Below are 26295 nucleotides of genomic sequence, written 5' to 3'. Positions count from 1 at the left end.
TCACCCCTCCCATCTGGGCAGCGCCGGGTGGGATCGCGTGGCGCTCGCCGCGTCGGCGGCCGCGTCCTCGTCGACCACGCCCAGATAGCGGCGGCGTACCTCGTCGGAGGCGGCCAGTTCGGCGGTCGGGCCGGAGAGCGTGACCTCGCCGACCTCCAGGACGTGGGCATGGGTGGCGAGGCGCAGGGCGAGCGCCGCGTTCTGCTCGACCAGCAGGACGGAGGTGCCCTGTTCGTTGATCTCCCGCACGGTGTCGGCGATCCGCGCGGCCATCAGCGGGGCCAGGCCCAGCGACGGCTCGTCGAGCAGCAGCACCTTCGGTACGGCCATCAGGGCTCGGGCGACGGCGAGCATCTGCTGCTCACCGCCCGACAGCAGCCCGGCCCGCTGCTGGGCCCGCTCGGCGAGGACGGGGAACAGCTCGTGGACGCGGCGCAGGGCGACGGCCCGGTCCGCCCGGCCGCCGGCGGCGCCGAGCGCCCCGGCCCGCAGATTGTCCGCGACGGTCATCCGGGCGAACACCCGCCGCCCCTCCGGCACTTGGGACACCCCGGCGGCCACCACCCGGTCGGGGCCGATCCCGTCGATACGGCGTCCGCCGAGCGTCACGGTGCCGCCGGTCGTCGCCCCGCCGTGGAACGAGAGGGTACGGCTGACCGCCCGCAACAGCGTCGACTTGCCGGCGCCGTTCCCGCCCAGGACCGTCACCACGGCCGCTTCCGGCACCTCCAGCGACACCCGGCGCAGTGCGCGCACCGGGCCGTACCCCACCGACAGGTCCTGTACGACCAGATCGGAGCCCCCCATGGCACCGCCCCCCTTCCTCCGCCCTGTGTGGCGCTCACCCCAGCACCGGGTGGGACGTCCGTCCACGGGTCGCGGCCGAATCGCTGCCGGTGACCAGCGGATACGACCGCCCGTTGTGCACGCGCACAAGACTGCGTGTCAGGGGCCTGCCCAAGCCGGGCCGGCGGTGGCATCCTCCGGCCATGGGAGCGCGCAGAAGGCGTACCGGTCATGACTGGAAAGTGCTCGCCGAGTCCTGCACTGCGCTCCTGGAGCGGCTGCCGGAGCTGGTCGACGAGCACCTGCGGCAGCTCGCGGAGCACTCCCCCGTCTACGACCAGGTCCTGCCGTACGACCAGCAGTGGCGGGAGGCGGAGGAGGCGATGCGTATCGGCATCGAGACCATCTCCGCGCCCCGCGACGCACCGCGCCGTGACCTGGAATACGCGGAGGAGGCGGGTCAGCGCCGCGCCCAGCAGGGGATGCCGCTGGAGCTGCTGGTGCACGCGTACCGGAGCGCCGGCTATCTGGTGTGGGACGCCTTGCTGGAGGGCGCCGGGGGTCAGGAGCCCGAGCGGGTCGGGGTGCTGGTGCGCTCGGCGACGCTCGTGTGGGCGGCGATCGACGCCCAGGCGGCCGTGGCGTCGGAGGCCTACCGGGCGACCGAGATGGAACTGCGCCGTCGAACCGACGAACAGCTGCACGCGCTGCTGGACGCGCTCCTGGAAGAACCCGCGGGTCAGGAGACGCCGGGCCTCGCCGCCAGGGCCGCGGCGGGGCTCGATCTGCCGGAGCGGGGCGCGTACGCCGTGGTGGTGCTGCGGACCGAGCGCCGGGACGCGCGGGAAGCCTTCCACCGGCCGCTGCCGGCCGCCGGGTACCGGTTCGTCTGGCGGATGCGGGCGGACCGCGAGGTGGGCGTGGTGCTGCTGGGCCCCGGCCAGGGCCTGGACGCGGTGGCCCGGCTGCTGAGCGGGCGTTGCTCGGGGCCGGGCGGTATCAGTCCCGTCGTACCGGGTCTGGCCGAGCTGGGCCGGGCGCGACGGCTCGCCGAGCTGGCGCTGCGCACCTGTGCGCCGGACGCGCACGAGGTCGTACGCCTCGACCAGCGCATGCCCACCGCCCTGGTGGTGAGCCAGCCGGAGCTCGCGGGCCGGCTGGTCTCGGACGTCTTCGGCGCGCTCATCGGTCTGGAGCCGCCCGACCGCGCGGTGCTGCTCGAGACGCTGGACGTGTGGCTGGCCTGCGAGGGGTCGGCGGGCCGTGCCGCCGGCCGGCTGTACTGCCACCGCAACACGGTCTTCAACCGGCTGCGGCGGCTGGAACAGCTGACGTCCAGATCACTGGCCCGCCCCCGGGACCTGATCGAACTGACGCTGGCGCTGGACGCGTACCGACTGTCGGCTACGCCGGCTGCGGACCGACTGGCCTGAGCAAATCGCCCCGTAAGGGGCGCGGGGAACTGCGCGACCAGCCACAACGGCGCCGCAGCCGACCAACAACACCTCGCGGCACCTCCCAGCGGAGCGCCTAGCTCAGGAAGTCCCGGGCGATGCTCTCCGCGACCCGTTCCAGGATCGGCCCGGCATCGGCGATGCACTTCGCCACGTCCGGCTCGGCGTCCGTCAGCGGGTACGCGCGGCGGATCCCGGCCCGGCCCAGGGCCTCCGGCTGGAGGGCGAGACGGCCGCACACGGCGACGACCTCCTTGCCCTCGGCCCGTGCCGCCGCGGCGACGCCGGCCGGGGCCTTGCCGTGCAGGGTCTGCTCGTCGAGGGAGCCCTCGCCGGTGATCACCAGGTCGGCGCGGTCCAGGGCGGCGGCGAAGCCGAGGACGTCGAGCATGACCTCGATGCCGGGGCGGAAGCGGGCGCCGACGATCAGCGCGCCGTAGCCGATGCCGCCGGCCGCGCCCGCGCCGGGCGACGCGGCGTACTCGGCCGCCTTCGGGCCGATCGCCGACTCCAGGGTCTTGGCATAGTTCGCGAGGGCCTCGTCCAGCGCCTCCACGTCGTCCGGGGCGGCGCCCTTCTGCGGGCCGTACACGGCCGGTGCGCCCTTCGGGCCGGTCAGCGGATTGTCGACGTCGCTGGCGAGCACCAGCTCGACCTGGGCAAGGCGCGGGTCCAGGTCCGAGAGGTCGGCCGACGCCAGGTCGGCCAGTCCGCCGCCGCCCGGAGACACGGGCTCCCCGTCCGCGTCCAGGAAGCGCGCGCCGAGCGCGGACAGCATCCCGGCGCCGCCGTCGGTGGTCGCGCTGCCGCCGACACCGAACACGATCGTCCGGGCGCCCGCGTCCAGCGCGGCCCTCAGTAGTTCGCCGGAGCCGTACGTCGATGCCGTCAGCGGTGCGAAGACGCCCGCCGGCAACCGCTGTAGCCCGCTGGCCTCCGCCATCTCCACGACCGCGGTGTCATCGCGCAACGCGAACGCGGCCGTCACCTCGTTTCCGAGGGGGCCCGCGACCCGTACCTCACGCCGCTCGAACCCGGCGGCGACCGCCGCGTCCACCGTCCCGTCGCCGCCGTCGGCGACCGGCAGTGCCTCGACCTCGACGCTCGGCGCAACCCGGCGCAGCCCGGCCGTCACCCGCTCGGCGACCTGCACGGCCGTCAGCGACCCCTTGAATTTGTCCGCGGCGATGAGGACCCTCTGGGTCCTTTTGCCTACAGCGTTCGCCACCTTTGCATCCCCTTGCTCTACGGGCCTCGCACATGTCAAGACCAGTCGCGCCGCTGTGACCTTAACCGGAGGAACCCCCCGCCGTCATTCGCCGACCGGAGCCTGGGACGCCGCTGGGAACCCGCTGTGCGAGTGGCCCGAAACCCCGCGCGGCCGACCACGGAATTGGGTAGACCGGTGCTATGACCCCTGTGGGCACTGAGCAAGAGCTCGCGGACCGCATCCTCGGGGGCTGGCTGGGCCGGATCGCGGGCAACATGCTGGGCAAGCCGGTCGAGCAGGGCGACCTGTGGACGCGGGACCGTATCGACCGATATCTGCGGCAGGCCGCCGCCCTGCCCCTCACCGACTATCTGCCCGCGCCCGTGGACGAGAACGACGGCTTCGAGCTTCGGCCCGAATGGCGCCAGTGCGTCCGCGGCCGCATCCACGGCAGCTGCCGGGACGACGACGTCGACTACGCGATCCTCGGCCTCGACCTCCTGGAGACCCACGGCTTCGGCTTCAGCACCGAGCAGGTCGGCGACCTGTGGCTGCTGCGACTGCCGTACCTCCAGACCTTCACCGCCGAGCGGGCGGCGTACCGGAACCTCGCCAACGGACTCAAGCCGCCGCTGACCGCGACCTACGACAACCCGTACCAGGAGTGGATCGGCGCCCTCATCCGTGCCGACATCTACGGCTGGACCTGCCCCGGTGTCCCCCGCCGGGCCTCCGCCCTCGCCCGCCGGGACGCGGTGCTGTCCCATACCGGCAACGGCGTGTACGGCGCGATGTGGGCGGCCGCGCTGATCTCGGCGGCGTTCACGGCGTCCACGGTGCGGCACGCCGTGGACGAGGCGCTGGCCATGATCCCCGGCAGCTGCCGGCTGGCGCGCACCGTGCGCCGGGTCGTCTCGCTGCACGACACCCGGATGACCTGGGAGGACACGCTCACGACCGTGTCCGAGGAGACCGCGGGGCTGGGCTGGATCCACACCGTCCCGAACGCCGCCGTGCTCACGGCCGGGCTCCTGTACGGCGACGGCGACTTCACCCGCACCATCACCCTCACCGTCCGCGGCGGCCTGGACACCGACTCCAACGGCGCGACCGCGGGCTCGGTGGCCGGGGTGCTGACCGGGGCGGACGCGATCCCGGACCAGTGGAAGGACCCGTTGGAGGACACCGTCCGCAGTGCGGTGTTCGGCTTCGACGGGGTGCGGATCAGTGAACTGGCGGAGCGGACGGTGCGGCTGGCCGACAGCGAGTGAGGAGCAGGGCGCTCGAATTGATCGATTCGATCGTTCAACTCGCCCCGGTCGGTCCGGAGTTGTCCCGATGAACTACGGGAGACTGCGGGAGACTGTGGGAGACCACCCCGCGCAGATCCCTGTTCGCACCGGCCCGCGCTCCCCGAGTCGGCAGCGAATCCGCGGCGCGGCTCGGGCAGCTGGTTACCCTTCCTTGGTGACCACTCCAGACTTCGCCACGTACATCGCGGGCCTGCCCCGCGTCCTCGCCGGGGCCGCCGCCCTCTTCCGCGACGCCGAGGGCCGGGTGCTGCTGGTCGAGCCCAACTACCGTGAGGGCTGGGCGCTTCCGGGCGGCACGATCGAGTCCGACGACGGCGAGACCCCACGGCAGGGCGCGCGCCGCGAGACGGCCGAGGAGATCGGCCTCGACATCGAACTCGGCCGTCTGCTCGCGGTGGACTGGGTACACGGCACGGCCCGCCCGCCGCTGGTGTCCTATCTCTACGACGGCGGCGTCCTCGACGAGGACGCCATCAAGTCGATCCGACTCCAGGAGGAGGAACTCCTGTCCTGGCGCCTCGTCCCCCGCGAGGAACTCACCGACTACCTACCGGGTTCATTGGGCCGCCGCGTCCTGGCCGCCCTGGACGTCCTGACGGACGGCTCGGGCACGGCGGAGCTGGAGAACGGCGACCGGGTGGGCTGACGCCACCAGTGGGCCGAGCGCCCAGTCCTCGACATCCCGCGGTAACTGCGCTCTCGCCAGGACCGCCAACGTCGAGGCGACCTCTAATTGGCTTGCCGCCGGCCGGCCCGGTCGGATAGGAAGCTTGCATGCTGAGGGGCACTAAGGTCGGGCTCAGGGCCCGGCACGAGGACGACATCCCGATCTTGCAGGCCGAGCTGTACGACGACGTGGTCAACTACTCGCGTTCGGACGCCCGGCCGTGGCGGCCGATCACGCCGGGCTCGAAGGACTCGCAGCTCCTGGTGGACGACACGGAGCAGAGGCACATTCCGTTCTCGGTGGTGGAGCTGGACGGCGGCACGCTGGTCGGCACCACCACGCTGTGGAACATCGACAATCACAACCGGTCCGCGCACATCGGTCTTGGGCTGCTGCCGTCCGCCCGCGGCAAGGGCTACGGCACCGACGTGGTCGCGGTGCAGTGCCACTACGGCTTCGTCGTACGCGGCCTTCAGCGGCTACAGATCGAGACGCTGTCGGACAACGCCGCGATGCTGCGCTCCGCCGAGCGCAACGGCTTCGTCCGCGAGGGCGTACTGCGCTCCGCGGCCTGGGTGATGGGCGAGTTCCTCGACGAGGTACTCCTCGGGCTCCTCGTCCAGGACTGGAAGCCGGACTCCAAGGGCTAGGCCGCCGCCGGGCGGTCATGGGCGGGCCGCGGAGCCGACAGGACGGCCGCCCCAATACCCGTTCGCTCCAGGTTGGCAGGCGTCCTACCCTCGGCCCATGGACAGGCCTCTCGTAGCGATCCTCAGTGGCGCAGGTATCTCCACCGACTCCGGGATCCCGGACTATCGCGGCCCCAACGGCCTGTGGCGCCGGGACCCGGAGGCCGAGAAGCTCGTGACGTACGAGTACTACATGGGCGATCGCGAGATCCGGCGACGGTCATGGCAGATGCGGCGGAAGAACCGGACCCTCAAGGCCGAGCCCAACGCGGCGCACCGGGCCGTCGCCGAGCTGGAGAAGTCGGGGATCCCGGTGCGGGTCATCACCCAGAACGTGGACGGGCTGCACCAGCTCGCCGGGATGCCCGCCCGCAAGGTGCTGGAACTGCACGGCAGCGCGCGCAGGTTCGTGTGCACCAAGTGCCATACCCGGGGCCCGATGGAGGACGCGATCGCCCGCGTCGAGGCCGGTGAAGCAGACCCGCCGTGCCTGGAGTGCGGCGGCATCCTCAAGTCGGCGACCGTCATGTTCGGCGAACGGCTGGACCCCGTCGTCCTCGGCGAGGCCCTCGCCATCAGCAAGGCCAGCCAGCTGTTCATCGCCGTCGGCACCAGCCTCCAGGTGCAGCCCGCCGCCGGACTCGCCGGCATCGCCGCCGACCACGGCGCACGCCTCGTCATCGTCAACGCCGAGTCCACGCCCTACGACGACCGTGCCGACGAGGTCATCCGGGAACCCATCGGCACCGCACTGCCCGAGCTGCTGCGCACCCTCGGTGATGAATAGCCGGTGCTCAGAACAGCGCCGCCCCGCCCTCGAAGTCCAGCAACCGCTGCTTGCGTTGCAGGCCGCCGCCGTATCCCGTGAGGCTGCCGTCGGCGCCGACGACGCGGTGGCAGGGGACGATGATGCCGATGGGGTTCTTGCCGTTGGCGAGGCCTACCGCGCGGGAGGCGCCGGGGTTGCCGAGGGCGTCGGCCAGGTCGCCGTAGGAGCGGGTCTCGCCGTAGGGGATCTTGCGGAGCTGGTCCCAGACGGTGCGCTGGAACGGTGTGCCGTGCAGGCGTAGTTCGAGGGTGAACTCCTTCAGCTCGCCTGCGAAATACGCGTCGAGTTGTTCCTCGGTGTCGGCGAAGAGCGTGCCGTCTCGGGGGCCGAAGGACTCCTCCGGTGGGCGGTGGCGCTGGTCTGTCATGTAGAGGCCGCAGAGGGTGCCGTGGTCGGCTACGAGGGTCAGCGGGCCGTAGGGGCTGTCGATGACGGTGTGCTGTTTCACTACAAGGTCCTTATACAGGAAGGAAGTTGATCGGGTGGCTGTCCGTCGCCCACAGGTACTGGACCGCGTACGCCCGCCAGGGCGCCCACGCGGCCGCACGTCTCGTGAGGGCCGCTGGGGTGGAGGGCAGGCCCAACTCCTGGGCCGCGCGGCGGATTCCGAGGTCCGTGGGGAGGAACGCGTCGGGGTCGCCGAGGGCGCGCATCGCGATGACGTCGACCGTCCAGGGGCCGAAGCCCGGGAGGGAGAGCAGGCGTGAACGGGTTTCCGCCCAGTCGCTTTCCACTCCCAAGTGCAGTGTGCCGTCCGCCAGTTGGCTCACCAAGGTGGTGAAGGTCGCCCGGCGCGTGCGCGGCATCGCCAGCGACTCCGGGTCCAGGGCCGCCAGCGCCTCCGGTGACGGGAACAGGTGGGTCAGGCCGCCCTCCGCGTCGTCGACCTGCTCGCCGTGCGCGGTGACCAGGCGGGCCGCGTGGGTGCGGGCCGCCGCCGTGGAGACCTGTTGGCCGAGGACCGCGCGGATCGCGAACTCGGCCTCGTCCACCGTGCGCGGGACGCGGCGGCCGGGGGCCTTGTCGACGAGGGGCGCGAGGACCGGGTCCAGGCGGAGTTGCTCGTCGACCGCCACCGGGTCGGCGTCCAGGTCCAGCATGCGCCGGCAGCGGCTGATCGCGACGGGCAGATCGCGCAGGTCGCTGAGGGTGAGGCGGCAGGCGACATGGTCCGGCTCGGGCGTCAGGGACACGATTGCATGGCCGTACGGCAGCCTGAGCGTCCGGCGGTACGCGCCGTCCCGCCATTCCTCCACCCCGGGTACGGCGGTGGCCGCGAGGTGGCCGAAGAGGTTGTCGGGGTTGAGGGGGGCGCGGAAGGGGAGGCGCAGGGCCAGCACGCCCGGCGTGCCCTGGGCGCCGCGAGACGCGGGCACGCGGGCGCGCAGCTCGCTCGGGGACAGGGCGAAGACCTCGCGCACGGTGTCGTTGAAGGTGCGGATGGAGGAGAAGCCTGCCGCGAAGGCGATCTCCGCCATCGGAAGCGGGGTCGTCTCGATCAACAGCCTTGCCGTTTGGGCGCGTTGGGCGCGGGCGATGGCGAGGGGGCCCGCGCCCAGTTCGGCGAGGAGCTGGCGCTCGACCTGGCGGGTGCTGTAGCCGAGGCGGGCGGCGAGGCCGGGGACGCCCTCGCGGTCCACGATGCCGTCGGCGATCAGCCGCATCGCGCGGGCGACGAGGTCGGCGCGCTGGTTCCACTCCGGCGAGCCGGGGCTGGTGTCGGGGCGGCAGCGCTTGCAGGCTGGAAGCCGGCCTGCTGGCAGGCGGCCGCGCTCGAGTAGAAGGTCATGTTCTCCGGCTTGGGCGGCACGACGGGGCAGCTGGGCCGGCAGTAGATGCGGGTGGTGGTGACGGCCGTGAAGAACCAGCCGTCGAAGCGCGCGTCCTTGGACTGGACGGCGCGCACGCACCGCTCCCAGTCGGTGTGCATCGCGTTCTGCATACGTCCAGCATGGGTGACCGCCCGACCCCTTGCTGGCGAGAATCCGACATGAACCTCGCGTGCCCTGGGGCCGGGCGGATCACCTGCCTCCGGAGTGGGCTCGGGAACCGAGATCGTCGGGCTGCGCGTCGTACGAGACCTATGAGTCCTACGCGACCCACCGTGAGCACCTGGTTCCGCCCCCGCAGCGCATGGCTGGCGAGCGTCCTCGTCGCCGGCGTGCTGACGTTTCACGCCGTCGTGCCCAACCGGGTCGGCAGACTGGGCAGTCTGCTGGAGACCTTCCTGCCCTGGCTCGGACTGGCCGTCCCGGTCCTGGCGGGCGTGGCGCTGGTGCGGCGCTCACCCATCGTGCTCACCACGGTGTTGCCACCCCTGGCGGCCTGGCTGGCCCTCTTCGGCGGGCTGCTGCTCCCCCGGTCGGACGGGGCGTACGACCTCACGGCCGTGCAGCACAACGTCAGCGACACGAACCCGGACCCGGCCGGAACCGCGCGCACCCTGCTGGGTGCCGACGCCGACCTGATAGCACTCGAAGAGGTGACGCCGTCCCACGCAAGGGAGTTCACGGCCGCCCTCGACTACCCGCACCACGCCGTCATGGGCACGGTCGGCCTGTGGTCCCGGTACCCGCTCACCGGCGTACGGGCCGTCGACATCAGACCGACCGGCGTCGGGACGGACTGGAACCGCGGTCTGCGGGCCACCGCCGCGACCCCGTCGGGCGCTGTCGCGGTGTACGTCGCGCACCTCCCCTCCGTCCGCCTGGGCCCCGGGTTCGGCACCGCTCGCCGCGACGAGAGCGCGGCCCTGCTCGGACGCGCACTGGACGCGGAACGACTGCCGGACGTGATCCTGCTCGGCGACCTCAACAGCACGGTCGACGACCGCGGGCTGGACCCGGTGCGCGCGCACCTGAGTGCCCCACGTGAGGGACTGGCCTTCAGCTGGCCCGCGTCCTTCCCGCTGGCCAGAATCGACCAGATCCTGGCCCGGGACGCCACCGTGACCCGCATCTGGACACTGCCGGACACGGGCAGCGACCATGTGCCGGTCGCCGCCCGCATCCGGTTGTGACGGCTACTAAGCGGTCCTGGTGACGTCCGATGCGGTACGCGCCCCAAAGGGGCGCGGGGAACTGCGCGACCAGCCCCCACCGGCCCGCAGCCGATCGACGGCCCCCACCGGCCCGCAGCCGAACGAGCCGCCCACCCAGCGGAGCGCTTAGGTCGCCGTCGGACGCCGTGAGGCCGCCGTCGCCTCGGCCACGTCGGTGAGCGGTCGCAGCCGGTAGGTGTACGAGTAGTCCCGGTCGGCGAACAGCTTGTACTCGTCGTGCGTGTGCGCGCCCCAGCTGTTGTCGCCGCCCACGCCCATCTGCCGGTGGTTCACGCGCAGGACGACCTCCTCGCGCGGGGTGAGCTGGTAGTCGTGGCGCGCCCCGACCGACAGGTCCTCCGGGGTGAGGTGCGAGGCGTTCACCTCAAGGAGGGGTTCGCCGCTGACGAGGAGTCCGTTGCCGCGTCGGTCGGTGAGGGCGACCCAGCGCACGTCGGTCTTGTTGCCGTTCTCCTGCGGTCGGATGTACGGGGTCCACTGCCCGTCGACGGTCCCGGAGTACAGGCCCACGTCGGTGCCGTCGTTGCGGTCCCAGTGGTTCTCCTCGGGGCCGCGGCCGTAGTAGTGAACGCGGTCCAGGCCGCCCGGCAGGAACAGCAGCGTCCCGACCTCCGGGATGTACGGCAGGCTCGACGCGCCCGGGTGCAGGCTGTTGTCGACCTTGATCTCGCCGTTTCCGAAAACGGTGTAGGTGGTGGTGTACGTCGACTCGACCGTGGTCGGCAGTGTGCCGGCGACCTTGATCTCGACGGCTCTGCCCTGGAGTTCGCGCACGCCGACGTCCGTGACCTTGCGGCGCGCGCCCGCGTCCCGCCAGGTCTGGTTGCGGGTGTGCTGGCCGTTGCCCTTGTCGTTGTCGGTCGGCGCCCGCCAGAAGTTCGGCACGGGCCCGGAGCTGATGAGCGGGGTGCCCTGGGCCTCGTACGACGTGATGACGCCGCTGCCCTTGTCGACGGTGACCGAGAAGCCCTCGCCGGTCACCTTCACCGAGTCGGAGCCGTCCTGGTGGGTCAGCACGGGCACCCGCTCCAGCGGCACCGCTGTCACCGCGGGGCTGCCCGCGTCGACGGAGAGCTGCTGCTTCGCCACCTCGAAGCCGGCCTTGGCCCACTTCGTGGCTTCCTTGGTGGTGAAGGACAGCTGGAGGAAGTACTCCGCGCCCGGCGCCGGATCCGCCGGCAGCCGTACCGGCACGGTGATCTCCTTCTCCGACTGTGGCGGTACGTCCAGCTGTGCGCGGGTCAGCTTTCCGCGCTGGACGACCTTGCCGTCGGCGAGGAGGGACCAACTTCCGTCGAATTCACGGAGGTTGGTGAACAGATACTCGTTGGTAAGCGATACCACGCCTGTTTCGCCGCTCGATACGGCGTTGATCGCCTGGTAGGCCTGCTTGACCTCGGCGGCCTTGCCGGTGTGGCCGCGGTCGGCGGTGACGATACCGTCCGCGACGAAGTTCCCGTCGTTGGGGTTGTCGCCCCAGTCGCCGCCGTACGCGAAGAAGGCCTTCTCCCGCGACCGCTTCTCGGTGAAGGCGACCGTGGCCGCGTCGAACCAGAACCGTACGCCGTCGTCGCCGGGACCACGGCTGCCGGAGGCCAGTTCGGCGGCCGTGAGGGCGCGGGCGTAGACATGGGCCCGGCGGATCGTGCCGCTGAACTCCCGGGTCCAGTTGTCGACGTCGGTGGCGAGCGAGAGCGGTGCGGTGTTGCTGCCGGGCTTGCGGGTGGTGGTCCGGGTGGCCCGCTCCTCGCCGTCGACGTAGAGGGTCAGCGTGCCCGCGTCGGCGTCGAAAACGCCTGCGACGTGGTGTTCCTTACCGGTCCAGTCCGCCGGTACCGCCCAACTGGCCGTGATCCACTGGCCGCCGCCGTGGATGAAGAACTCGATGTTCTTGTTCGTCTGTTTCAGCGCGTACTGAGTGTCGCCCTTGGCGAGGATCGGCTGGTGGTAACCGGTTACGTGCGGGGTGATCCACGCCTCCAGCGTCAGCGAGCCGGTGAGGTCAACGGCGGAGTCGCGGGCGAAAACGGTTCCGCCGTTCACGCCCTTGTCGCGGTCGAACGTCCCGCTGGGGGCGAGGATTTCGCCCTTGAGCCGTCCCGGCCCGGACTCGGTCAACACCTTGCGCGTGGGGGTGGGCCAGCTCACGGACTGGTCCATGAAGTCCCAGATCCAGCCGCCCTGGAGGACGTCGTAACGGCGGATGATGTCCCAGTACTTCTTGAAGTTGCCGTTCGAGTTCCCCATCGCGTGCGAGTACTCGATCATGACGTACGGCCGGGTGTCGGCGGTGTCCTTCGCGCGGGCCTCCACGCGCGCGGGGCTCTCGTACATCTCGGAGCGGATGTCGCTGACGCCCGGGCTGTCGTCGCCCTCGTACTGGATGACACGAGTCGGGTCGTAGGAGCGGATCCAGTCGTGCATGTTCACGAACGTGCTGCCCGCGCCCGCCTCGTTGCCGAGCGACCAGATGACGACCGAGGCGTGGTTCTTGTCCCGGTGGACCATGTTCTGCGCGCGGGCCACGCAGGCCTCGCTCCAGTCGGCGTGGTTGCCCGGGTACTCGCCGCGGATGGCGTGGGTCTCGACGTTGGCCTCGTCAACGAGGTACAGGCCGTATTCGTCGGCGAGTTCGAGCCAGAGCGGGTTGTCCGGGTAGTGCGAGGTCCGGACGGTGTTCATGTTCATCCGCTTGATGACCCCGATGTCCAGGACCATGTCCGCGCGGGTGAGCGCGGTGCCGCGGGCCGGGTGCATCTCGTGCCGGTTGGTGCCGCGGAAGGAGACGGGCTTGCCGTTGATGCGCATCAGCCCGTCCTTGAGCGCGAACTCGCGGAGGCCCACCCGGTGGGAGAGGGTTTCGATCACCTTTCCGCCAGGGTCCCGCAGCCGTAGGACGGCGGTGTACAGGTTCGGATGCTCGGCCGACCACAACCTCGGTGCCGGTACGGCCTTTTGACTCTGTACGGTCACGTCCGTGCCTGGCGCTCCGGCATCGACGGCCTGTTGCAGGGGCCGCGACCAGACGGCATGACCCCGGTCGTCATAGAGCTGCGTCTCGACGGTGTACCGCCCCTCCCCCACGATGCCGTACGCCCGCACGCTCGCCGTCACCGACAGCTCGGCGGCCGTGTGGTCGTCGCTCAGCGGGGTGTCCAGCTTGAAGTCGCGCAGGTGCACGGCCGGAGTCGAGTACAGGTAGACCGAGCGGAAGATGCCGCTCAGCCGGATCATGTCCTGGTCCTCCAGCCAGTCGCCGTCGGAGTAGCGGTACACCTCCACGGCGATCTGGTTGGTGCCGGGCTTGAGACGCTCGGTGATGTCGTACTCGGCGGGGGTGTAGGAGTCCTCGTGGTAGCCGACCAGTTCGCCGTTGATCCACACATAGTGGGCCGACTTGACGCCCTCGAAGTGCAGGAAGGTGCGCCGGCCCGACCAGTCCTCCGGGACCGTGAAGGTACGCCGGTACTGGCCGACGGGGTTGTAGCGCGTCGGGGCGGCCGGGGGCTGGGGCTCCTCCCCCAGGCCGTTGGGACCCCACCAGGGGTAGGTGATGTTGACGTAGATCGGGAAGTCGTAGCCGTGCAGCTGCCAGACGGCCGGGACGGGGAGGGTGTCCCAGTCCTTGTCGTCGACGTCCGTGCGATAGAAGTCGGGGTCCCGGTCGTCGGGACGGTCGGCGTACGCGAACTTCCAGGTGCCGTCGAGGCTCTGCCGGTACGGCGAGCGGGTGCGGTCGGCGGCCAGGGCCTGTCTCACGTCCGCGTACGGCATGAGGGTGGTGTGCGGGGGCTCGGTGCCCACCTGGAAGAGGGCGATGTTGCCGTTCCACTCCGGCGTGGCGGTCGGCGCCGCGCGTCTCGACGAGGCCTGCGCCGGCGTGGACAGGGCGAGGGCGCCGAGGACGGCGGCCGAGGACTCGAGGAGACGGCGGCGACTGATGACCGGCCGTTCGGCGGGAGAGGCGGGCGAGGAGTGCGAGGAGTGCTGGTGCGCGTGCGGGTGCGGCATGACCGAGACCTTCCTCAGAACGACAGTGCGCTGCACCCCGTGGGTGCGTGCGTCGGATCCTGTTCCATATCACTAGGTTCCGAACACACCAGAAGCAACAATCCTGTCGGACTTTGTTGGGTCCTGATCGGCCATCAGTCACTCACGGCGACGCCGGAGTTGACGATCCGGGCCGCCTTCAGTACCGCTGCGCCTTGGCGATCTCCGCGGTCAGCACCGGCTCCGGGGGCTTGCGGCTGATGGCGAGCGGCTGCGCCCGGCCTCCCGCCTCCAGGTCCTCGGCGCCTACGTAACGGGTTTCGACGACCTTGCCGTCGGGGTCGCGGAAGTCGACCTGGACGGCGTAGGAGGCGGAGTCGTCGGTGCTGTTGCGGATGTTCACGACGACGGCGAGCAGACCGCCCGTCTCGGACCGCGGCTTTCCCGTGAGGGAGACGTCAGAGGTCGCGTTGCCCCGCCCCTCTACGTCCTTCAGCTCCCCCTCGGCGGCCCGGTTGGCGCGCTCGACCTCCGCCGAGACCGACGCCTCGAACTCCGACGCACGCGCGGAGGCGGAGGAGGCCACGGCCGACGCCGCGGCGCGGGCGGACTCGGCCAGGGACTCGACGGCGCTGGGGAGGGTGCCCGAGAACGAGGCGGTGTCGGGTGCCGAGGGACGTGCGCTGACCGTCGTACCGCTGCCGGCGTCGTCGTTGTCGTCGCCGCACGAGGCGAGCGTGGCGGCGCAGGCCGCGGCGACGACCAGCGCGGTGAGGCTGGTCGCGACGCGGCGCCGCTGTACGGATCGATGGCCCATGGCTCCACATGCTGGCTTCGCCTCACCGGGGCCGCAAATCGGGCTCAAGCACCCGTTTCCGCCTCCAGCCGTGCCGTCGTCTCCATCAGCGAGACGGTGAACGGGTGCTCCGGCGCGGTCAGGACCCGCTCGGCCGGACCCTGCTCGACCAGCTCGCCCGCGTCCAGCACCGCGATGCGGTGGGCCAGACGTGCGGTGTCCAGGTCATGGGTGATGAGCATCAGGGACAGGTCGTCGCGCTCGTGCAGGAGCCGTTCGAGAACGTCGAGGATGCCACGTCGGGTGACCGTGTCCAGGCCCGAGGTGATCTCGTCGCAGATCAGGACCCTGGGGTGGGCGAGCAGCGCCCGGGCCAGGGCCGCGCGCTGGAGTTCGCCGCCGGACAGCCGCGGTGGGCGGCGCCGGGCCTGGTCGGGCGCCAGGCCGAGTCCGGTGAGTGTCGCCAGGGCCTCCTCCTCGGCCGCCTGCCGGTCGATGCCGCGCAGACGTACGGCCGTCCGGGCGACCTGGTCGAGGACCGGCCGGTACTCGTCGAAGGCGGCCCGCGCGTCCTGGAAGACGTACTGCACCGCCCTGAGCCCGGCACGGTCGCGGTGCCGGAGGCTGCGCGGCAGTGGGGTGCCGTCGAGGGCGACCTCGCCTGCGTGGTCGCGGTGGAGCCCGGCGAGGCAGCGGGCGAGGGTCGTCTTCCCGCTGCCGGAGCGGCCGACGACGGCCAGGCACTCACCGGGGTGCAGGGTGAGCCGGGGTGTGCGCACGACGACGCTTTGGCCGTGGCGGGCGGTGAGGTCGCGGATCCGGAGGACGGGCACCGTCGTGTCCTCGGCGGGATGCTCCTGCGGGGACGGCGGCCGGGTGTCGAGCAGTTGGCGGGTCCACTCGTGCCGGGGTGCGAGCCACAGCCGTTCGGGCGGGCCCGACTCCACGACCCGGCCCGCCTTCATGACCAGCACCTCGTCGGCGAGCGAGCGCACCACGTCCAGATCGTGGCTGAGCAGCACGACCGCGATGCCGCGCGCCGCGACCGCCGCCAGTTCGTCGACGATCCTGGTCTTGGTCAACGCGTCCTGCCCGGTGGTGGGTTCGTCCGCGACGATCACTCGGGCGCCGAGCAGGAGGGCCTGCGCGATGACGACGCGTTGCTGCTGGCCGCCGGAGAGCTGGTGCGGGTAGCGCCGCAACATCGCCTCCGGATCCGTGAGTTGGGCGTCGGACAGGGCACGCAGGACGCGTTCGCGGGCGGCGGTCCTGCGCTGCTCGCGAGGGAGGTCGCGTACCTGGGTGCGGGCGATGTCGGTCAGGAGCGCCGAGACCCGGCGGGCCGGGTTGAGGACGGCGGCCGGGTGCTGCGGTATGTAGCCGACGTTCCCCGATACGCGTACGTCGCCGGTGACGCGGGCCGCGGGCGGGTACTCCCTGAGCAGCGCGAGCCCGGTCGTGGTCTTGCCGCTGCCCGAGGCGCCGACCAGCGCGGTCACCTGTCCGGGCAGGACCCGCAGGTTCACCCCGTCCACGATCGCCCGGCCGTCGATCTCCACGCGCAGGTCGCGGATTTCGGCGACGGGTGTGTCGGTTTCGTTCACGGCCGTCGTTCCCTCTCTCCCCGGTCCCGGCTGGGCTTCTCTGATCGGCTGCGGTTCAGCGCCCCGAAGGGGCGCGGGGAACTGCGCAACCAGCCACGACGGCGCCGCAGCCGACCGACGACACATCGCGGCACACCCAGCGGAGCGCTTAGCGCCGCGTCGAAGAGCAGGTTGCTGCCCATCGTCAGCGCGACGATCAGCAGCGCCGGCACCACCACGGCCCAGGGCTGCACGAACAGTCCGGTGCGGTTGCGGTCGACCATGACCGCCCAGTCCGCCGCGTCCGGCGCCACACCGACGCCGAGGAACGCGGCCGTGGCGACCAGATACAGCACGCCGGTGAGCCGGATACCCGCGTCGGCGGCGAGGGTGCGCAGCATCGACCGGCCGACATATCCGACGGCCGTACGCCACCACGTCTCTCCCTGCATCCGCAGCGCCTCCACCGCGGGACGCGCGGCGGCCTCCCCGGCGGCGGCCCGGACGATCCTCGCCGCGTCGGGCACGTTGACCAGCGCGACCAGCAGCGCGAGCCCGGCCGCGCCCGGCGTGAACACGGACGCCACCAGCAGGATCAGCAGCAGCGACGGCACCGCGAGGAGCACGTCCAGCGGCCGCATCAGCGTCTCCTCCAGCCAGCGGCGGTGGGTGAGCGCACTGACGAGCCCGACCGGCAGCGCGACCAGATAGGCGAGGGCGGTGGCGGCGAGCGCGGTCAGGACGACAGGGCGTCCGCCGTGCAGCACCTGCTGCCATACGTCCCGGCCCACGAAGTCCGTGCCCAGCCAGTGTCCGTCGCCGAGCGTGAAGGACGCGGCGCGCGTTCCCGGTTCGCCCGCGAACAGCGGTCCCAGGAGGGCGAGGACGAGGGGTACGGCGATGACCGCGATGCCGAGGACGTAGCGCCGGACCCTCACGCCGCCACCCCCGCCCGGGGCGTCAGCCGTTGGGCCACCAGGTCCGCACCCAGGTTCAGTACGACGGTCAGGACGCCGAAGACGACGGCGAGCCCCTGCACGACGGGCACGTCGCGTTCGGCGACGGCGTTGAGCAGGACGGTGCCGAGTCCGGGGATCACGTACAGGGCCTCCACGACGATGACGCCGCACAGCAGCCAGTCGACGGTGCGGGCGAGTTGCTGCGCGGCCGGGGCGAGGGCGTTGGGCAGGGCGTGCGTGTACCGGATGCGGGCGCCCGGGATGCCGTAGCGGCGTGCGTGGGCCGCGTACGGGGAGGCCAGCGCGTCGACCATGCCCGCGCGTACCAGACGGGCGATGGAGCACACCGGCCGGGACAGCAGGACAAGGACGGGCAGGACCAGTGCGGCCGGGTGGGCGAGCAGGTCGGTGCCGTAGCCGACGGCGGTCGGCGGCAGCCAGCCCAGCTGGAGCGCGAAAACGGTTACCAGGAGTACTCCGAGGGCGAATTCGGGGACGGCGTACACCGCGAGCGTCACCGAGCTGACCAGCCGGTCGACGAGCCGCCCCTCGTGGCGGGCGGCCAGCACACCGAGCCCGAAGCCGATCGGCACCAGCAGCGCGAGCGTGAGCGTGGCCAGCAGCAGGGTGGGCCCGAAGCCGTCCGAGATGTACTGCCCGACCGGCCGCCCGGAGGTGAGGGACGTGCCGAAGTCGCCGTGCGGCAGCCCGGACGCCCAGTCGACCAGCCGCTCGTACGCCGGCCGGTCGAGGTCCATCGCCTCACGGATCGCGGCGATGCGCGCCGGGTCGGGCTGGTCGCCGGCGAGGGCGACCGCGGCATCGCCCGGCAGCGCCTCGGTGAGCGCGAAGACCAGCAGCACGACGGCCACGGTTTGGGCTCCGCCGAGGACAAGGCGCCGGGCGACGAAGGATGTGCCGCTGTATGCCGCCTGTCGGCTGCTGCGCCGTCGTGGCTTGTCGCGCCCCGCGGCGGAGCCGCATATTGATACAGCCCCGCGCCCCTTCGGGGCGCTGCCTGACCGCAATCGACTCAGCCCGCCCTGCTTGGTCCTCACGCCAGCCAGACCTTGTCGAAGCGGGCCCAGTCGAGCGAGTTGGCGGGCGCGTTCTTCTCAACCCCCTTGACCTTGTTGGCCGTTCCGAGGATCCAGTCGGCGAAGCCCCAGATCAGGAAGCCGCCCTCGGAGTACAGCCGACGCTGCATGCGCTCGTACACGGCGGCCCGCTCGGTCTTGTCCCGCGTGGACTGCGCCTGCTGGTAGAGGGCGTCGAAGTCCTTGTGCTGCCACTTGGTCGCATTGGTGCTGGAGTCGGTGAGCAGCCGCTGCGAGATATGCGCCTCGATGGGCATGGCGCCGGAGCGGTAGCAGCACAGGGAGCCGGAGTCGAGGATGTCGGCCCAATAGGTGTCCTTGCTGCCCATCTTGACGTCGATCGTGACGCCGGCCTTGGCGGCCTGGTCGCGGAAGATGCTGGCGGCCTCGGTGAATCCGGCGGCGACGGCGGAGGTGTCCAGGCCGACCTTCAGCTTCTCGGCGCCGGCCTGCTTCAGCAGGGCACGGGCCTTGTCGAGGTCCTGCTCGCGCTGCGGGAGGCCGTCGGCGTAGTACTCGTAGCCTTTGCCGAACAGGTCGTTGCCGATCTCGCCCGCGCCGGACAGCGCCCCGTCGACGAGTTCCTGCCGGTCGGCGATGAGGAAGAAGGCCTGCCGCACCCGCTTGTCGTCGAACGGCGGCCGGTCGGTCTTCATCGCGAAGCCCTGCATGGCGCTGCCCTGTAGCCGCACGATCTCGATCTGCCCCTTGCCTTCGTGCGCACGGCCGGTGGTGGGGTTCAGCTCGTGGGCGTACTCGACCTGGCCGCCGAGCAGGGCGTTGACGCGGGCGGACTCCTCGTTGGCGACGACGATTTCGAGTTCGTCGAGGTGCGGGGCGCCCTCCCAGTATTCGTCGTAGCGGCGGAAGACGGCCGAGCGGCCGGGTGCGAAGGAGACGAAACGGAAGGGGCCGGAGCCGATGGGCTTCCTGTCGAACTCGATCGCGCCGTCCGGGACGATGTACGCGCCGAACGCGGCCAGGATGTTGGGGAGTTCGGCCGTCGGCCGCTTCAGCACGAACTCGATGCCGGTCTCGCTCGTGGCGCGGCTGGCGTCGAGGTCGATGGGCTCCAGGGACGCCTTGGCGCGGAACGCCTGCTTCGGGTCGGCGATACGGCGGTAGCTGTACAGCACGTCCTTGGCGGTGACCGGCTTGCCGTCATGGAAGGTGGCCTTGCGCAGGGTGACCTGCCAGCGGTCGAGGGTCTTGTTGGACTCCCACTTCTCGGCGAGACGGGGCTGCGCGGACAGGTCGGCGCCGTAGTCGGCGAGCTTGTCGAAGAGGGCCTTGGCGCGGGCGACATCCGCGAACAGGTTGGCCAGGTGCGGATCCAGGGTCTCGCTGGCACCCCCTCCCGCGAAGGCGGCACGCAGCCGCCCTCCCTGCTTCGGCTTGCCGTCACCCGCACCGGCGCCGGAACTGTCGTCGGAGGACCCGCAGCCGGTGAGCGCGAGCGCTCCGAGCGAGGCGGCACCGGTGGCGGCGAGGAAGCCGCGGCGGCGCAGACCAGGGAAGCGTTCGTCGAGCATGTGATCGTCCTTCAGATGGTGTGATGGGTGAGCGGGTTCAGGCGCGCTACGAAGTGCAGCCGGTCGGCGTCAGCGCTCGATCCGGGCAACTGGCCCTCGCGCCAGGGCGGTTCGGTGCGCGGTCCGGGGCCGTCGTGCAGGTCGAGGACCTCGAATCCGTGGGCGGCCAGGAAGTGACGCAGCTCCAGTGGGAACAGCAGCCGCCAGGCGGAGCGCTGCTCGACGGGCGGGGCGCCGTCGTCCGACGTCCATACGCGGATACGGCGCAGGAGTTGGGCGGTGCGGTCCACGGTCAGGGTGGTGGTGGACCGGTAGCCGGTGCCCTGCCAGATGAAGGCGTTGACCTTGGGGGTGTCGAGGAGGTCGGTACGGCCCAGGAAGTAGGCACCGTTGCGCATCTCCGCGACGAGCAGACCGCCGGGTGTCAGGGCGCGGCGGCAGGAGGCCAGGAAGCCGTCGAGCTGGTCGTTGGTGTGGCAGTACAGCAGCGAGCTGTCCAGGCAGACGACCGCGTCGAACGTGCCCAGGTCGAAGCCGTGCAGATCGGCCCGCACAAAGGTGGGCCCCGGGTGCCGGGCGCGGGCGTGCGCGAGCATCGCCTCCGAGAGGTCGGCGCCCGTGACCGTACGGCCGGCTTCGTGCAGGTGAGCCGCGTCGCGTCCGGTGCCGCAGCCCATGTCGAGCACGCGGGGCCCGGCGCCGTACCGCCGCAGGCAGTCCTCCGCCCAGCGTGCGGCGAGGCGGTCGGGGTCGGGGAAGCGGGCCTCGTACAGCTCGGGGTTGTCGGTGAGGAGATTGCCGCTCGTCATACGGTGCTCCGTTCGGCGACCGGAGCCGGGATCACCGGCAGTGCGCCCCGCCGGTGCAGCCAGGCGACCCCGCCCGCCGAGGCCAGCCCGAAGAGGGCGCAGCACAGCCACGGAAGCCGTTCGCCCGTGTCCATGGCCCAGCCGACGACGGTGTTGCCGACGGCGGCCGCGATGCCGGAGACGACGTAGAAGATCCCGAAGTAGGTGCCGGTCAGCTCGGGTCGGCCGAAGCCGGGGATCAGCTCCATGACGAAGGGCGAGGCGATCATGACGCCGAGGTAGAGGAGGAGGGTGCCGAGGAGTACGGGGAGGGCGGCGAACAGACCGGTGTGCTGCGTCGCGAAGGCCGGCGGCACGAATGCCAGCCCCATCAGGGCGAGCCCTCCCGCGATCCAACGTGCCCTGTTTCCACGGGACTTGAGTGACCGTGTGATACGGAGCTGGAGCGCGAGGTTGGACACCGTGCCGACGAGGAAGACGAGCCCCGCCGCGCCTTCCCAGCCGGTTGCCTGGCGGGCGCCCTCGGGCAGCAGCAGATAGAGCTGGTTCTCCAGGGTGAACATGCCGACCATGGCGAGCGCGAAGGCCAGGAAGGCGCGGTTGCCGACGACTTCACGCCAGTCGGCGAGGACCCCGCCCTTGCTCGGCTCCACTTCCCGCGCGGGCAGCACCAGCGCCTGGGCCACGGTGAGGGCCGCGAAGATCCCGGCGGCGGTGAGCGCGGAGGTACGGAAGTCGACCAGGAGCAGAGCGCTGCCAAGGAGGGGGCCGATCAGGGCGCCGGTCGTCGCGAACACGTTGAACAGCGCGAACGCCTCCGCCTTCCGCTCCCCCGCCTCCTGCGTGAGATAGGCGCGCACCGCCGGGTTGAACAGCGCGCCCGCGAGCCCGCTGAGCACGGAGGCGGCCAGCAGCACCGGCAGCCCGTCACCGAGCGCGAACAGCGCGAACCCGACGGTCCGCACCGCGCACCCGGCGATGATCACGCCGCGCGCCCCGAGCCGGTCGGAGGCGGAGCCGCCGATGATGAACAGGCCTTGCTGGCTGAGGTTGCGGACCCCGAGGACGATGCCGACGACGGCCGCCGACATGCCCAGGTTCTCGGTGAGGTGGGTGGCCAGGTACGGGATGAGCAGATAGAAGCCGGTGTTGACGCCGAGCTGGTTCACCAGCAACAGGCGCACGGCGAGCGGGAATTGGCGTATCTCATGCCACGTCCGCACGGGCGGCCACCTCCTCGACGCCGAGCCCCGGCAGGTCGGGGGCGCGTACGAAGCCGTCGGCGCCGCCGATCCCGGTCCACGGGTCGTGGGCGAGCAGCAGATGCCCGTCGAGGTCGGCCCAGCGTGCGCGGTCGGCCAGATGGACGGCGGGTGCGAGGCCGAGGGTGCTGGCGGTGAGGCAGCCGAGCATCAACTCCGTGCCGCTGCCGTCGATCAACTCGGCGATACGCAGGGCCGCGTGGACGCCGCCGCACTTGGCGAGCTTGACGTTGACGCCGTGCACGCGTCCGGCGAGACGGCGGGCGTCTTCGAGGCTTACGGCGTCCTCGTCGGCGATGACCGGCAGCGGTGAGCGTTCGGCCAGTCTGCCCAGCGCCTCGGGGTCACCCGGCGCGAGGGGCTGCTCGACGGCTTCGACGCCGAGGTCCGCGTAGCGCGGCAGGAGCGCCTTCGCCTGGGGCACGCTCCAGGCGCCGTTGGGGTCGAGGAGCAGCCGTGCGGCGGGGGCGGCGTCGCGGATGACGCGTACGCGCTCGACGTCGTCCTCGGGATCGGGCGTGCCCGCCTTGACCTTGATGACCTCGAAGCCCCTCGCGGCGAGGCGCCGGGCCTCGGCCGCGGCATGCGTGAGCGAGGTGATGCCGATGGTGCGGGCGGTGGCGGCGACCGGGGCGGCGGGGGCGCCGAGGAGGCGATGGACAGGGCTTCCCGCACGCTTGCCGGCCAGGTCGAGGAGCGCGGCCTCGACGGCGGCGGCGACGGCCGGAGGAATGTCCCATCCCTCCCTCAGGTCCTCCAGGGCGCTCTCCGGGTCGCTGAAGCGGTTGAGGTCGAGGGCCGCGAAGTGCCGTGCCAGGGTGTCGGCGTGGAGCCCGTAGTACACGCTGGTGACGGCTTCTCCATGGCCGTACAGACCCTCGTGTTCGATCGTCAGCCACACGGCGTCGCGTGCGGACATGGTGGAGCGGGAGATGCGCAGCGGCTCGGTGAGGTCGAGACGTACGGTGCGCCGGGTGGCCTTCACAGGGCTTCTTTCGGGGAGTCGAGCGGATCGGTCACGCGGGTGCAGCGGGCCCAGCCGGTCGCCTCGGCGGCGCGGGGGTGCGGGATCTCGACGGGCCGGGTGGCCGCGGTGGACGGGTCGATGCCGTGCGCGGTGGTGAAGTCGTCGTCGAAAACGGTTCCGAGATAACGGTGCGGACCGTCGGGGAAAACGGTGGCGACAACCGCCCCGGGGTGGACGCGGGCCGCCCAGGCGGCGACGAGCGCGACCGCGCCGGTGCTCCAGCCGCCGCTGACGAAGCTGCCCCGGGCGAGCCGCCGGCAGCTGTCCACGGCCTCGGCGGGGCCGACCCAGTGCACCTCGTCGAAGGCGTCGTAGGCGACATTGCGCGGGTGGATGCTGCTGCCCAGGCCGCGCATCAGCCTCGGCCGGGCGGGCTGGCCGAAGATGGTGGAGCCGGTCGCGTCGACGCCGATGAGCCGCAGAGCGGGCCAGTGGCGGCGCAGCGGGCCGATGACGCCCGCGCTGTGCCCGCCGGTGCCGACGCTGCACACCAGGACGTCCAAGTGGTCCAGCCGGGTGGCGAGTTCGGCGGCGAGAGTGGCGTAACCGGTGGTGTTGTCGGGGTTGTTGTACTGGTCCGGCCAGTAGGCGTCGGGCAGGACCGCGCACAGCTCCCGCAGCCGGGCGAGGCGTGCGGCCTGCCAGCCGCCCCGGGGTGCCGGGCGGTCCACGATCTCCAGCCGGACGCCGTGCGCGCGCAGCAACTGCCGCATGGACGGCTCCAGTTCACTGTCGCCGACCAGCACCACCGGGTGGCCGAGCGCCTGTCCGGCGAACGCCAGGCCGATGCCGAGCGTGCCCGAGGTGGACTCCACAACCGGCGCGCCGGGCCGCAGTTCACCGCGCTCGCGGGCACCGTGCAGCATCGACACGGCCGCCCGCGCCTTCATCCCGCCCGCCGCGAGCCCTTCGAGCTTGGCCCAGAATCCGGGGTGGGGTCCGGGCAGATCGGCGGTGATGCGGACGGTCGGCGTGCGGCCCAGCAGGTCGAGCAACTCCGGGCGGGCGACGGCCCGTACGGCGGTGGCGGTCATCGGACGCCCCCGCGGTATCGGTGGATCACTCCGGGCCCGCCGTCCAGCCAGAAGAAGGGGTACGGCTCCGCGCACACGGCGCTCACCCCGTGCCCGAGGAAGCGGGGCAGCACGGCGCTGCCGGTCTGCGCGAACATCACCAGCTGCTTGCCGTGCCGCAGGGCGTGCCGCCGCAGCGGTTCGAAGGTGCCGTTGCCCAGGGTCATCCCGGAGACGAGCAGCGCGTCACAGCGGTCGGCCGCGGCGAGCGCGTCACCGGCGACCGTCTCGCCGAACTCGGTCTCGCCACCCTTGAGATCGCAGGGCACATAGCCGAGCCCGCGCGAACGCAGCGCCTCCAGCAGGGAGTTGACCACGCCGACCACCAGCACCGTGGCGCCCGGCCGCAGATCGAGCAGCTGGACGACGGACTGCGCCCGGGCCCGGGACTTCTCCAGCGAGGTTCCGGCGGGCAGCGGGACGGGACGCGCCCCGTTGCCCGGGGTGTGCGGGGTGACGTGCATGAGGTAGGCGTCCAGCGCGGCCACGCGTACCGGGAGCAGCGGATGCTCCAGGAGCCGGGCCACGTCCGCGCCGACGCAGTCGTCGAGCGCGCCGGCGGGCAGCGCGCCGGGTTCGACAGCGCAGGAGCCGACTGCCTCCGCGAGGCGCAGGCTGAGCACCTCGTTGCGGTAGCCGGTGCCGCGCCCGTCGTGCCGTACGGCCTGACAGGTGGTGAACGCGACGGCGATGCGGCGGGCGGCCGGGTCCGGGCCGAGTTCGCCGGCCCGGACCCGGAGTATGAGGTCGTCGAGCACGGTCGTGGCGGTCTCGGTCGTGGTCATCGGATCACCAGTCCCGCCCGCAGGCCGGCCAGCAGCGCCTCGACGCGGTCGCGGGCGCCGGGCCCGTCGGTGTCGCCCGCCATGACGTGCCCGAGGTATTCGTTGTTGCTGCCCGCCGCGTGCACGGTCTTGCCCGGCTCGGCGAGCCGCACCTCCAACACACCGGGTTCGTCAGGGAGTTCGGAGCCGTCCAGCGCTTCGAGCGTCCCGTCGGTGTGCGGGACCAGGAAGCCGATGGCGGCACTGCGCAGGCCGGTGTCCGTGCGGCGCAGGTCGGGTGCGCGGCCGAGGGCGACTTCGACGAAGGCGGCGGCGAGGTCGATGCCGGTGACGTGGCGTACGAGCTCGGTGATGCGGTTTCCGGCGGGCCGCGGGTTGACCTCGACGACGCGCGGACCGGCAATGGTGAGCTTGATCTCGGTGTGGGCGACGACGCCGTCCGTCAGGCCCAGGGCCTTCAGGGCGCCCAGCGCGGTCTGCTCGGCGGCCTCGGTGTCGGCCGACGTCAGCGCGGCGGGGAACATATGGCCGGTCTCGATGAAGGCGGGGGCGCCGCCGACGCTCTTGTCGGTCACGCCGACCACATGGACCGCGCCCGCGTGGGAAACGGTCTCGACGCTCACCTCGGGGCCGTCCAGCAGCTCTTCGAGCAGGACGACTGGCGCCCGGCGCTGCCCGCGCGCATTGACCGGGAAGTCACCCAACGCCCGGACGGAAACCGCCAGTTGGGCCTCGTCGTCGACCCGCCGTACATACATGCCCGCACACAGGTCGACGGGCTTGACCACCAGCGGATAGCCGATCTCCCCGGCGGCCCGCGCGATGTCGGCCCACTCCTCGTGCACGGCGAAGCGCGGCTGCGGCAGGCCCGCGTCGGCGAGGACGCGGCGGGTGGCGTCCTTGCGGCAGGCGTTCGTCACCGCCTCGGGGCCGGGACCGGGCAGGCCGAGGTGTCCGGCGATGCGCGCCACGGCCGGGAGGTAGTAGTCGCAGGACGTCAGCACCCCGTCGAAGCCGAACGCCGTGTGCAGCCGCTCGATCTCGGGCAGCAGGGCGTCGAGGTCGTTCGTGTCGGCGGTGATCACATGGCGGGCGCCGAGCAGCGGATGCGCGGTCCCCTCCGGCGCCGACCGGAGGTAGTGATGCAGGTCACGGGTGAGGAACGTGAACTCGTGCCCGCTCTCCCGGATCGCTCTCGGCAGCAGTCGGCTCATGGCACCGACCCAGCTCTCGACCATCAGCAGATGAGCCACAACTCCCCTTTTCCCACAGGTGGTTCAGACGTCAGGGCAGCCCGGAATCCCCCTCGGACGGGAGGGGGCCGGGTCTTGACTCGGCTACGTTATCGATAATCATTTTCATTGTCATCCGAC

Annotated in this window: 21 protein-coding genes and 1 pseudogene; 6 read left to right on the top strand and 16 right to left on the bottom strand. The window is 71.8% G+C overall.

All coding sequences use genetic code 11. From position 1 onward, the window contains the following. Entirely contained in the window at positions 1 to 807 is an 807-nt protein-coding gene (locus KCH87_RS06365; protein WP_210584851.1) for an ABC transporter ATP-binding protein, read from the bottom strand. Between the two features lie 182 nt (positions 808 to 989). Between KCH87_RS06365 and KCH87_RS06360 the strand changes: the two genes are divergently transcribed. Continuing rightward, the gene (locus KCH87_RS06360; protein ID WP_210584850.1) at positions 990 to 2219 is read left to right on the top strand and encodes a CdaR family transcriptional regulator; all 1230 of its coding nucleotides are present in this window, start codon (positions 990 to 992) and stop codon (positions 2217 to 2219) included. A gap of 97 nt (positions 2220 to 2316) precedes the next feature. Here the strand turns inward: KCH87_RS06360 and KCH87_RS06355 are convergent, their stop codons facing one another. Further along, positions 2317 to 3468 carry a glycerate kinase gene (locus KCH87_RS06355; protein ID WP_210584849.1) on the bottom strand — a complete coding sequence of 384 codons (1152 nt, stop codon included), beginning with the start codon at positions 3466 to 3468 and terminating at the stop codon, positions 2317 to 2319. Positions 3469 to 3650: 182 nt separating this feature from the next. Between KCH87_RS06355 and KCH87_RS06350 the strand changes: the two genes are divergently transcribed. From KCH87_RS06350 to KCH87_RS06335, 4 genes are all read left to right on the top strand, one after another. Next, positions 3651 to 4721 carry an ADP-ribosylglycohydrolase family protein gene (locus tag KCH87_RS06350; protein ID WP_210584848.1) on the top strand — a complete coding sequence of 357 codons (1071 nt, stop codon included), beginning with the start codon at positions 3651 to 3653 and terminating at the stop codon, positions 4719 to 4721. Between the two features lie 193 nt (positions 4722 to 4914). Then, positions 4915 to 5409 carry an NUDIX hydrolase gene (locus KCH87_RS06345; protein ID WP_210584847.1) on the top strand — a complete coding sequence of 165 codons (495 nt, stop codon included), beginning with the start codon at positions 4915 to 4917 and terminating at the stop codon, positions 5407 to 5409. A 128-nt stretch (positions 5410 to 5537) separates the two neighbouring features. Further along, positions 5538 to 6080, top strand: coding sequence for a GNAT family N-acetyltransferase (locus KCH87_RS06340; RefSeq protein ID WP_210584845.1), 543 nt, complete (start codon positions 5538 to 5540; stop codon positions 6078 to 6080). A gap of 97 nt (positions 6081 to 6177) precedes the next feature. Next, complete coding sequence (locus tag KCH87_RS06335) at positions 6178 to 6906, top strand: Sir2 family NAD-dependent protein deacetylase (protein WP_210584844.1); 729 nt, start codon at positions 6178 to 6180, stop codon at positions 6904 to 6906. Positions 6907 to 6913: 7 nt separating this feature from the next. Here the strand turns inward: KCH87_RS06335 and KCH87_RS06330 are convergent, their stop codons facing one another. Together KCH87_RS06330 and KCH87_RS06325 are read right to left on the bottom strand one after the other, a co-directional pair. Beyond that, positions 6914 to 7396: a methylated-DNA--[protein]-cysteine S-methyltransferase gene (locus KCH87_RS06330; RefSeq protein WP_210584843.1), complete on the bottom strand. Its 483-nt coding sequence runs from the start codon at positions 7394 to 7396 to the stop codon at positions 6914 to 6916. 10 nt (positions 7397 to 7406) lie between these two features. After that, positions 7407 to 8878: pseudogene (locus KCH87_RS06325) on the bottom strand (AlkA N-terminal domain-containing protein). A 153-nt stretch (positions 8879 to 9031) separates the two neighbouring features. Here KCH87_RS06325 and KCH87_RS06320 point away from each other — a divergent pair. Next, positions 9032 to 9967 carry an endonuclease/exonuclease/phosphatase family protein gene (locus tag KCH87_RS06320; RefSeq protein WP_210584842.1) on the top strand — a complete coding sequence of 312 codons (936 nt, stop codon included), beginning with the start codon at positions 9032 to 9034 and terminating at the stop codon, positions 9965 to 9967. 147 nt (positions 9968 to 10114) lie between these two features. Here KCH87_RS06320 and KCH87_RS06315 read toward each other — a convergent pair whose 3' ends face one another. The 12 genes from KCH87_RS06315 to KCH87_RS06260 all read right to left on the bottom strand — a co-directional run bounded on the left by KCH87_RS06315 (position 10115) and on the right by KCH87_RS06260 (position 26175). After that, the gene (locus KCH87_RS06315) at positions 10115 to 14020 is read right to left on the bottom strand and encodes a glycoside hydrolase family 2 TIM barrel-domain containing protein (protein ID WP_210584841.1); all 3906 of its coding nucleotides are present in this window, start codon (positions 14018 to 14020) and stop codon (positions 10115 to 10117) included. Between the two features lie 178 nt (positions 14021 to 14198). Continuing rightward, positions 14199 to 14816, bottom strand: coding sequence for a hypothetical protein (locus tag KCH87_RS06310; RefSeq protein ID WP_210584840.1), 618 nt, complete (start codon positions 14814 to 14816; stop codon positions 14199 to 14201). 44 nt (positions 14817 to 14860) lie between these two features. Next, positions 14861 to 16399 carry an ATP-binding cassette domain-containing protein gene (locus KCH87_RS06305; RefSeq protein WP_308298761.1) on the bottom strand — a complete coding sequence of 513 codons (1539 nt, stop codon included), beginning with the start codon at positions 16397 to 16399 and terminating at the stop codon, positions 14861 to 14863. Further along, a complete protein-coding gene (locus KCH87_RS06300; RefSeq protein WP_308298760.1) occupies positions 16396 to 17316 on the bottom strand; it encodes an ABC transporter permease subunit in 921 nt (306 codons plus the stop codon). Before KCH87_RS06300 ends, KCH87_RS06305 begins: the two co-directional genes overlap by 4 nt. After that, the gene (locus KCH87_RS06295; protein WP_210584838.1) at positions 17313 to 18209 is read right to left on the bottom strand and encodes an ABC transporter permease; all 897 of its coding nucleotides are present in this window, start codon (positions 18207 to 18209) and stop codon (positions 17313 to 17315) included. Before KCH87_RS06295 ends, KCH87_RS06300 begins: the two co-directional genes overlap by 4 nt. Positions 18210 to 18391: 182 nt before the next feature. Further along, positions 18392 to 19966 carry an ABC transporter substrate-binding protein gene (locus KCH87_RS06290; RefSeq protein ID WP_210584837.1) on the bottom strand — a complete coding sequence of 525 codons (1575 nt, stop codon included), beginning with the start codon at positions 19964 to 19966 and terminating at the stop codon, positions 18392 to 18394. Between the two features lie 11 nt (positions 19967 to 19977). Beyond that, positions 19978 to 20775, bottom strand: coding sequence for a class I SAM-dependent methyltransferase (locus KCH87_RS06285; RefSeq protein ID WP_210584836.1), 798 nt, complete (start codon positions 20773 to 20775; stop codon positions 19978 to 19980). Next, the gene (locus tag KCH87_RS06280) at positions 20772 to 21998 is read right to left on the bottom strand and encodes an MFS transporter (RefSeq protein ID WP_210584835.1); all 1227 of its coding nucleotides are present in this window, start codon (positions 21996 to 21998) and stop codon (positions 20772 to 20774) included. Before KCH87_RS06280 ends, KCH87_RS06285 begins: the two co-directional genes overlap by 4 nt. Beyond that, positions 21982 to 23022 carry a mandelate racemase/muconate lactonizing enzyme family protein gene (locus KCH87_RS06275; RefSeq protein ID WP_210584834.1) on the bottom strand — a complete coding sequence of 347 codons (1041 nt, stop codon included), beginning with the start codon at positions 23020 to 23022 and terminating at the stop codon, positions 21982 to 21984. Before KCH87_RS06275 ends, KCH87_RS06280 begins: the two co-directional genes overlap by 17 nt. After that, positions 23019 to 24098, bottom strand: coding sequence for a PLP-dependent cysteine synthase family protein (locus KCH87_RS06270; protein ID WP_210584833.1), 1080 nt, complete (start codon positions 24096 to 24098; stop codon positions 23019 to 23021). The genes KCH87_RS06275 and KCH87_RS06270 overlap by 4 nt, the downstream gene beginning before the upstream one ends. Further along, positions 24095 to 24922 carry a Rossmann-like domain-containing protein gene (locus tag KCH87_RS06265; protein ID WP_210584831.1) on the bottom strand — a complete coding sequence of 276 codons (828 nt, stop codon included), beginning with the start codon at positions 24920 to 24922 and terminating at the stop codon, positions 24095 to 24097. Before KCH87_RS06265 ends, KCH87_RS06270 begins: the two co-directional genes overlap by 4 nt. Then, positions 24919 to 26175, bottom strand: a complete 1257-nt coding sequence (locus tag KCH87_RS06260) for an ATP-grasp domain-containing protein (RefSeq protein ID WP_210584830.1) — start codon at positions 26173 to 26175, stop codon at positions 24919 to 24921. The genes KCH87_RS06265 and KCH87_RS06260 overlap by 4 nt, the downstream gene beginning before the upstream one ends. Positions 26176 to 26295: the final 120 nt, after the last annotated feature.

Source organism: Streptomyces sp. GESEQ-35 (genome assembly GCF_017948485.1).
GTDB lineage: Bacteria > Actinomycetota > Actinomycetes > Streptomycetales > Streptomycetaceae > Streptomyces.
Note: the sequence above shows the minus strand (reverse complement) of the source record. Positions and strands in the feature narration are given on the sequence as shown.

Bases quoted from the DNA above. Each gene is read 5' to 3' on its own strand.
- KCH87_RS06365 (WP_210584851.1), bottom strand. From the start codon at position 807: ATGGGGGGCTCCGATCTGGTCGTACAGGACCTGTCGGTGGGGTACGGC.
- KCH87_RS06360 (WP_210584850.1), top strand. From the start codon at position 990: ATGGGAGCGCGCAGAAGGCGTACCGGTCATGACTGGAAAGTGCTCGCC.
- KCH87_RS06350 (WP_210584848.1), top strand. From the start codon at position 3,651: ATGACCCCTGTGGGCACTGAGCAAGAGCTCGCGGACCGCATCCTCGGG.
- KCH87_RS06340 (WP_210584845.1), top strand. From the start codon at position 5,538: ATGCTGAGGGGCACTAAGGTCGGGCTCAGGGCCCGGCACGAGGACGAC.
- KCH87_RS06335 (WP_210584844.1), top strand. From the start codon at position 6,178: ATGGACAGGCCTCTCGTAGCGATCCTCAGTGGCGCAGGTATCTCCACC.
- KCH87_RS06320 (WP_210584842.1), top strand. From the start codon at position 9,032: ATGAGTCCTACGCGACCCACCGTGAGCACCTGGTTCCGCCCCCGCAGC.
- KCH87_RS06315 (WP_210584841.1), bottom strand. From the start codon at position 14,020: ATGCCGCACCCGCACGCGCACCAGCACTCCTCGCACTCCTCGCCCGCC.
- KCH87_RS06310 (WP_210584840.1), bottom strand. From the start codon at position 14,816: ATGGGCCATCGATCCGTACAGCGGCGCCGCGTCGCGACCAGCCTCACC.
- KCH87_RS06290 (WP_210584837.1), bottom strand. From the start codon at position 19,966: ATGCTCGACGAACGCTTCCCTGGTCTGCGCCGCCGCGGCTTCCTCGCC.
- KCH87_RS06285 (WP_210584836.1), bottom strand. From the start codon at position 20,775: ATGACGAGCGGCAATCTCCTCACCGACAACCCCGAGCTGTACGAGGCC.
- KCH87_RS06270 (WP_210584833.1), bottom strand. From the start codon at position 24,098: ATGACCGCCACCGCCGTACGGGCCGTCGCCCGCCCGGAGTTGCTCGAC.
- KCH87_RS06265 (WP_210584831.1), bottom strand. From the start codon at position 24,922: ATGACCACGACCGAGACCGCCACGACCGTGCTCGACGACCTCATACTC.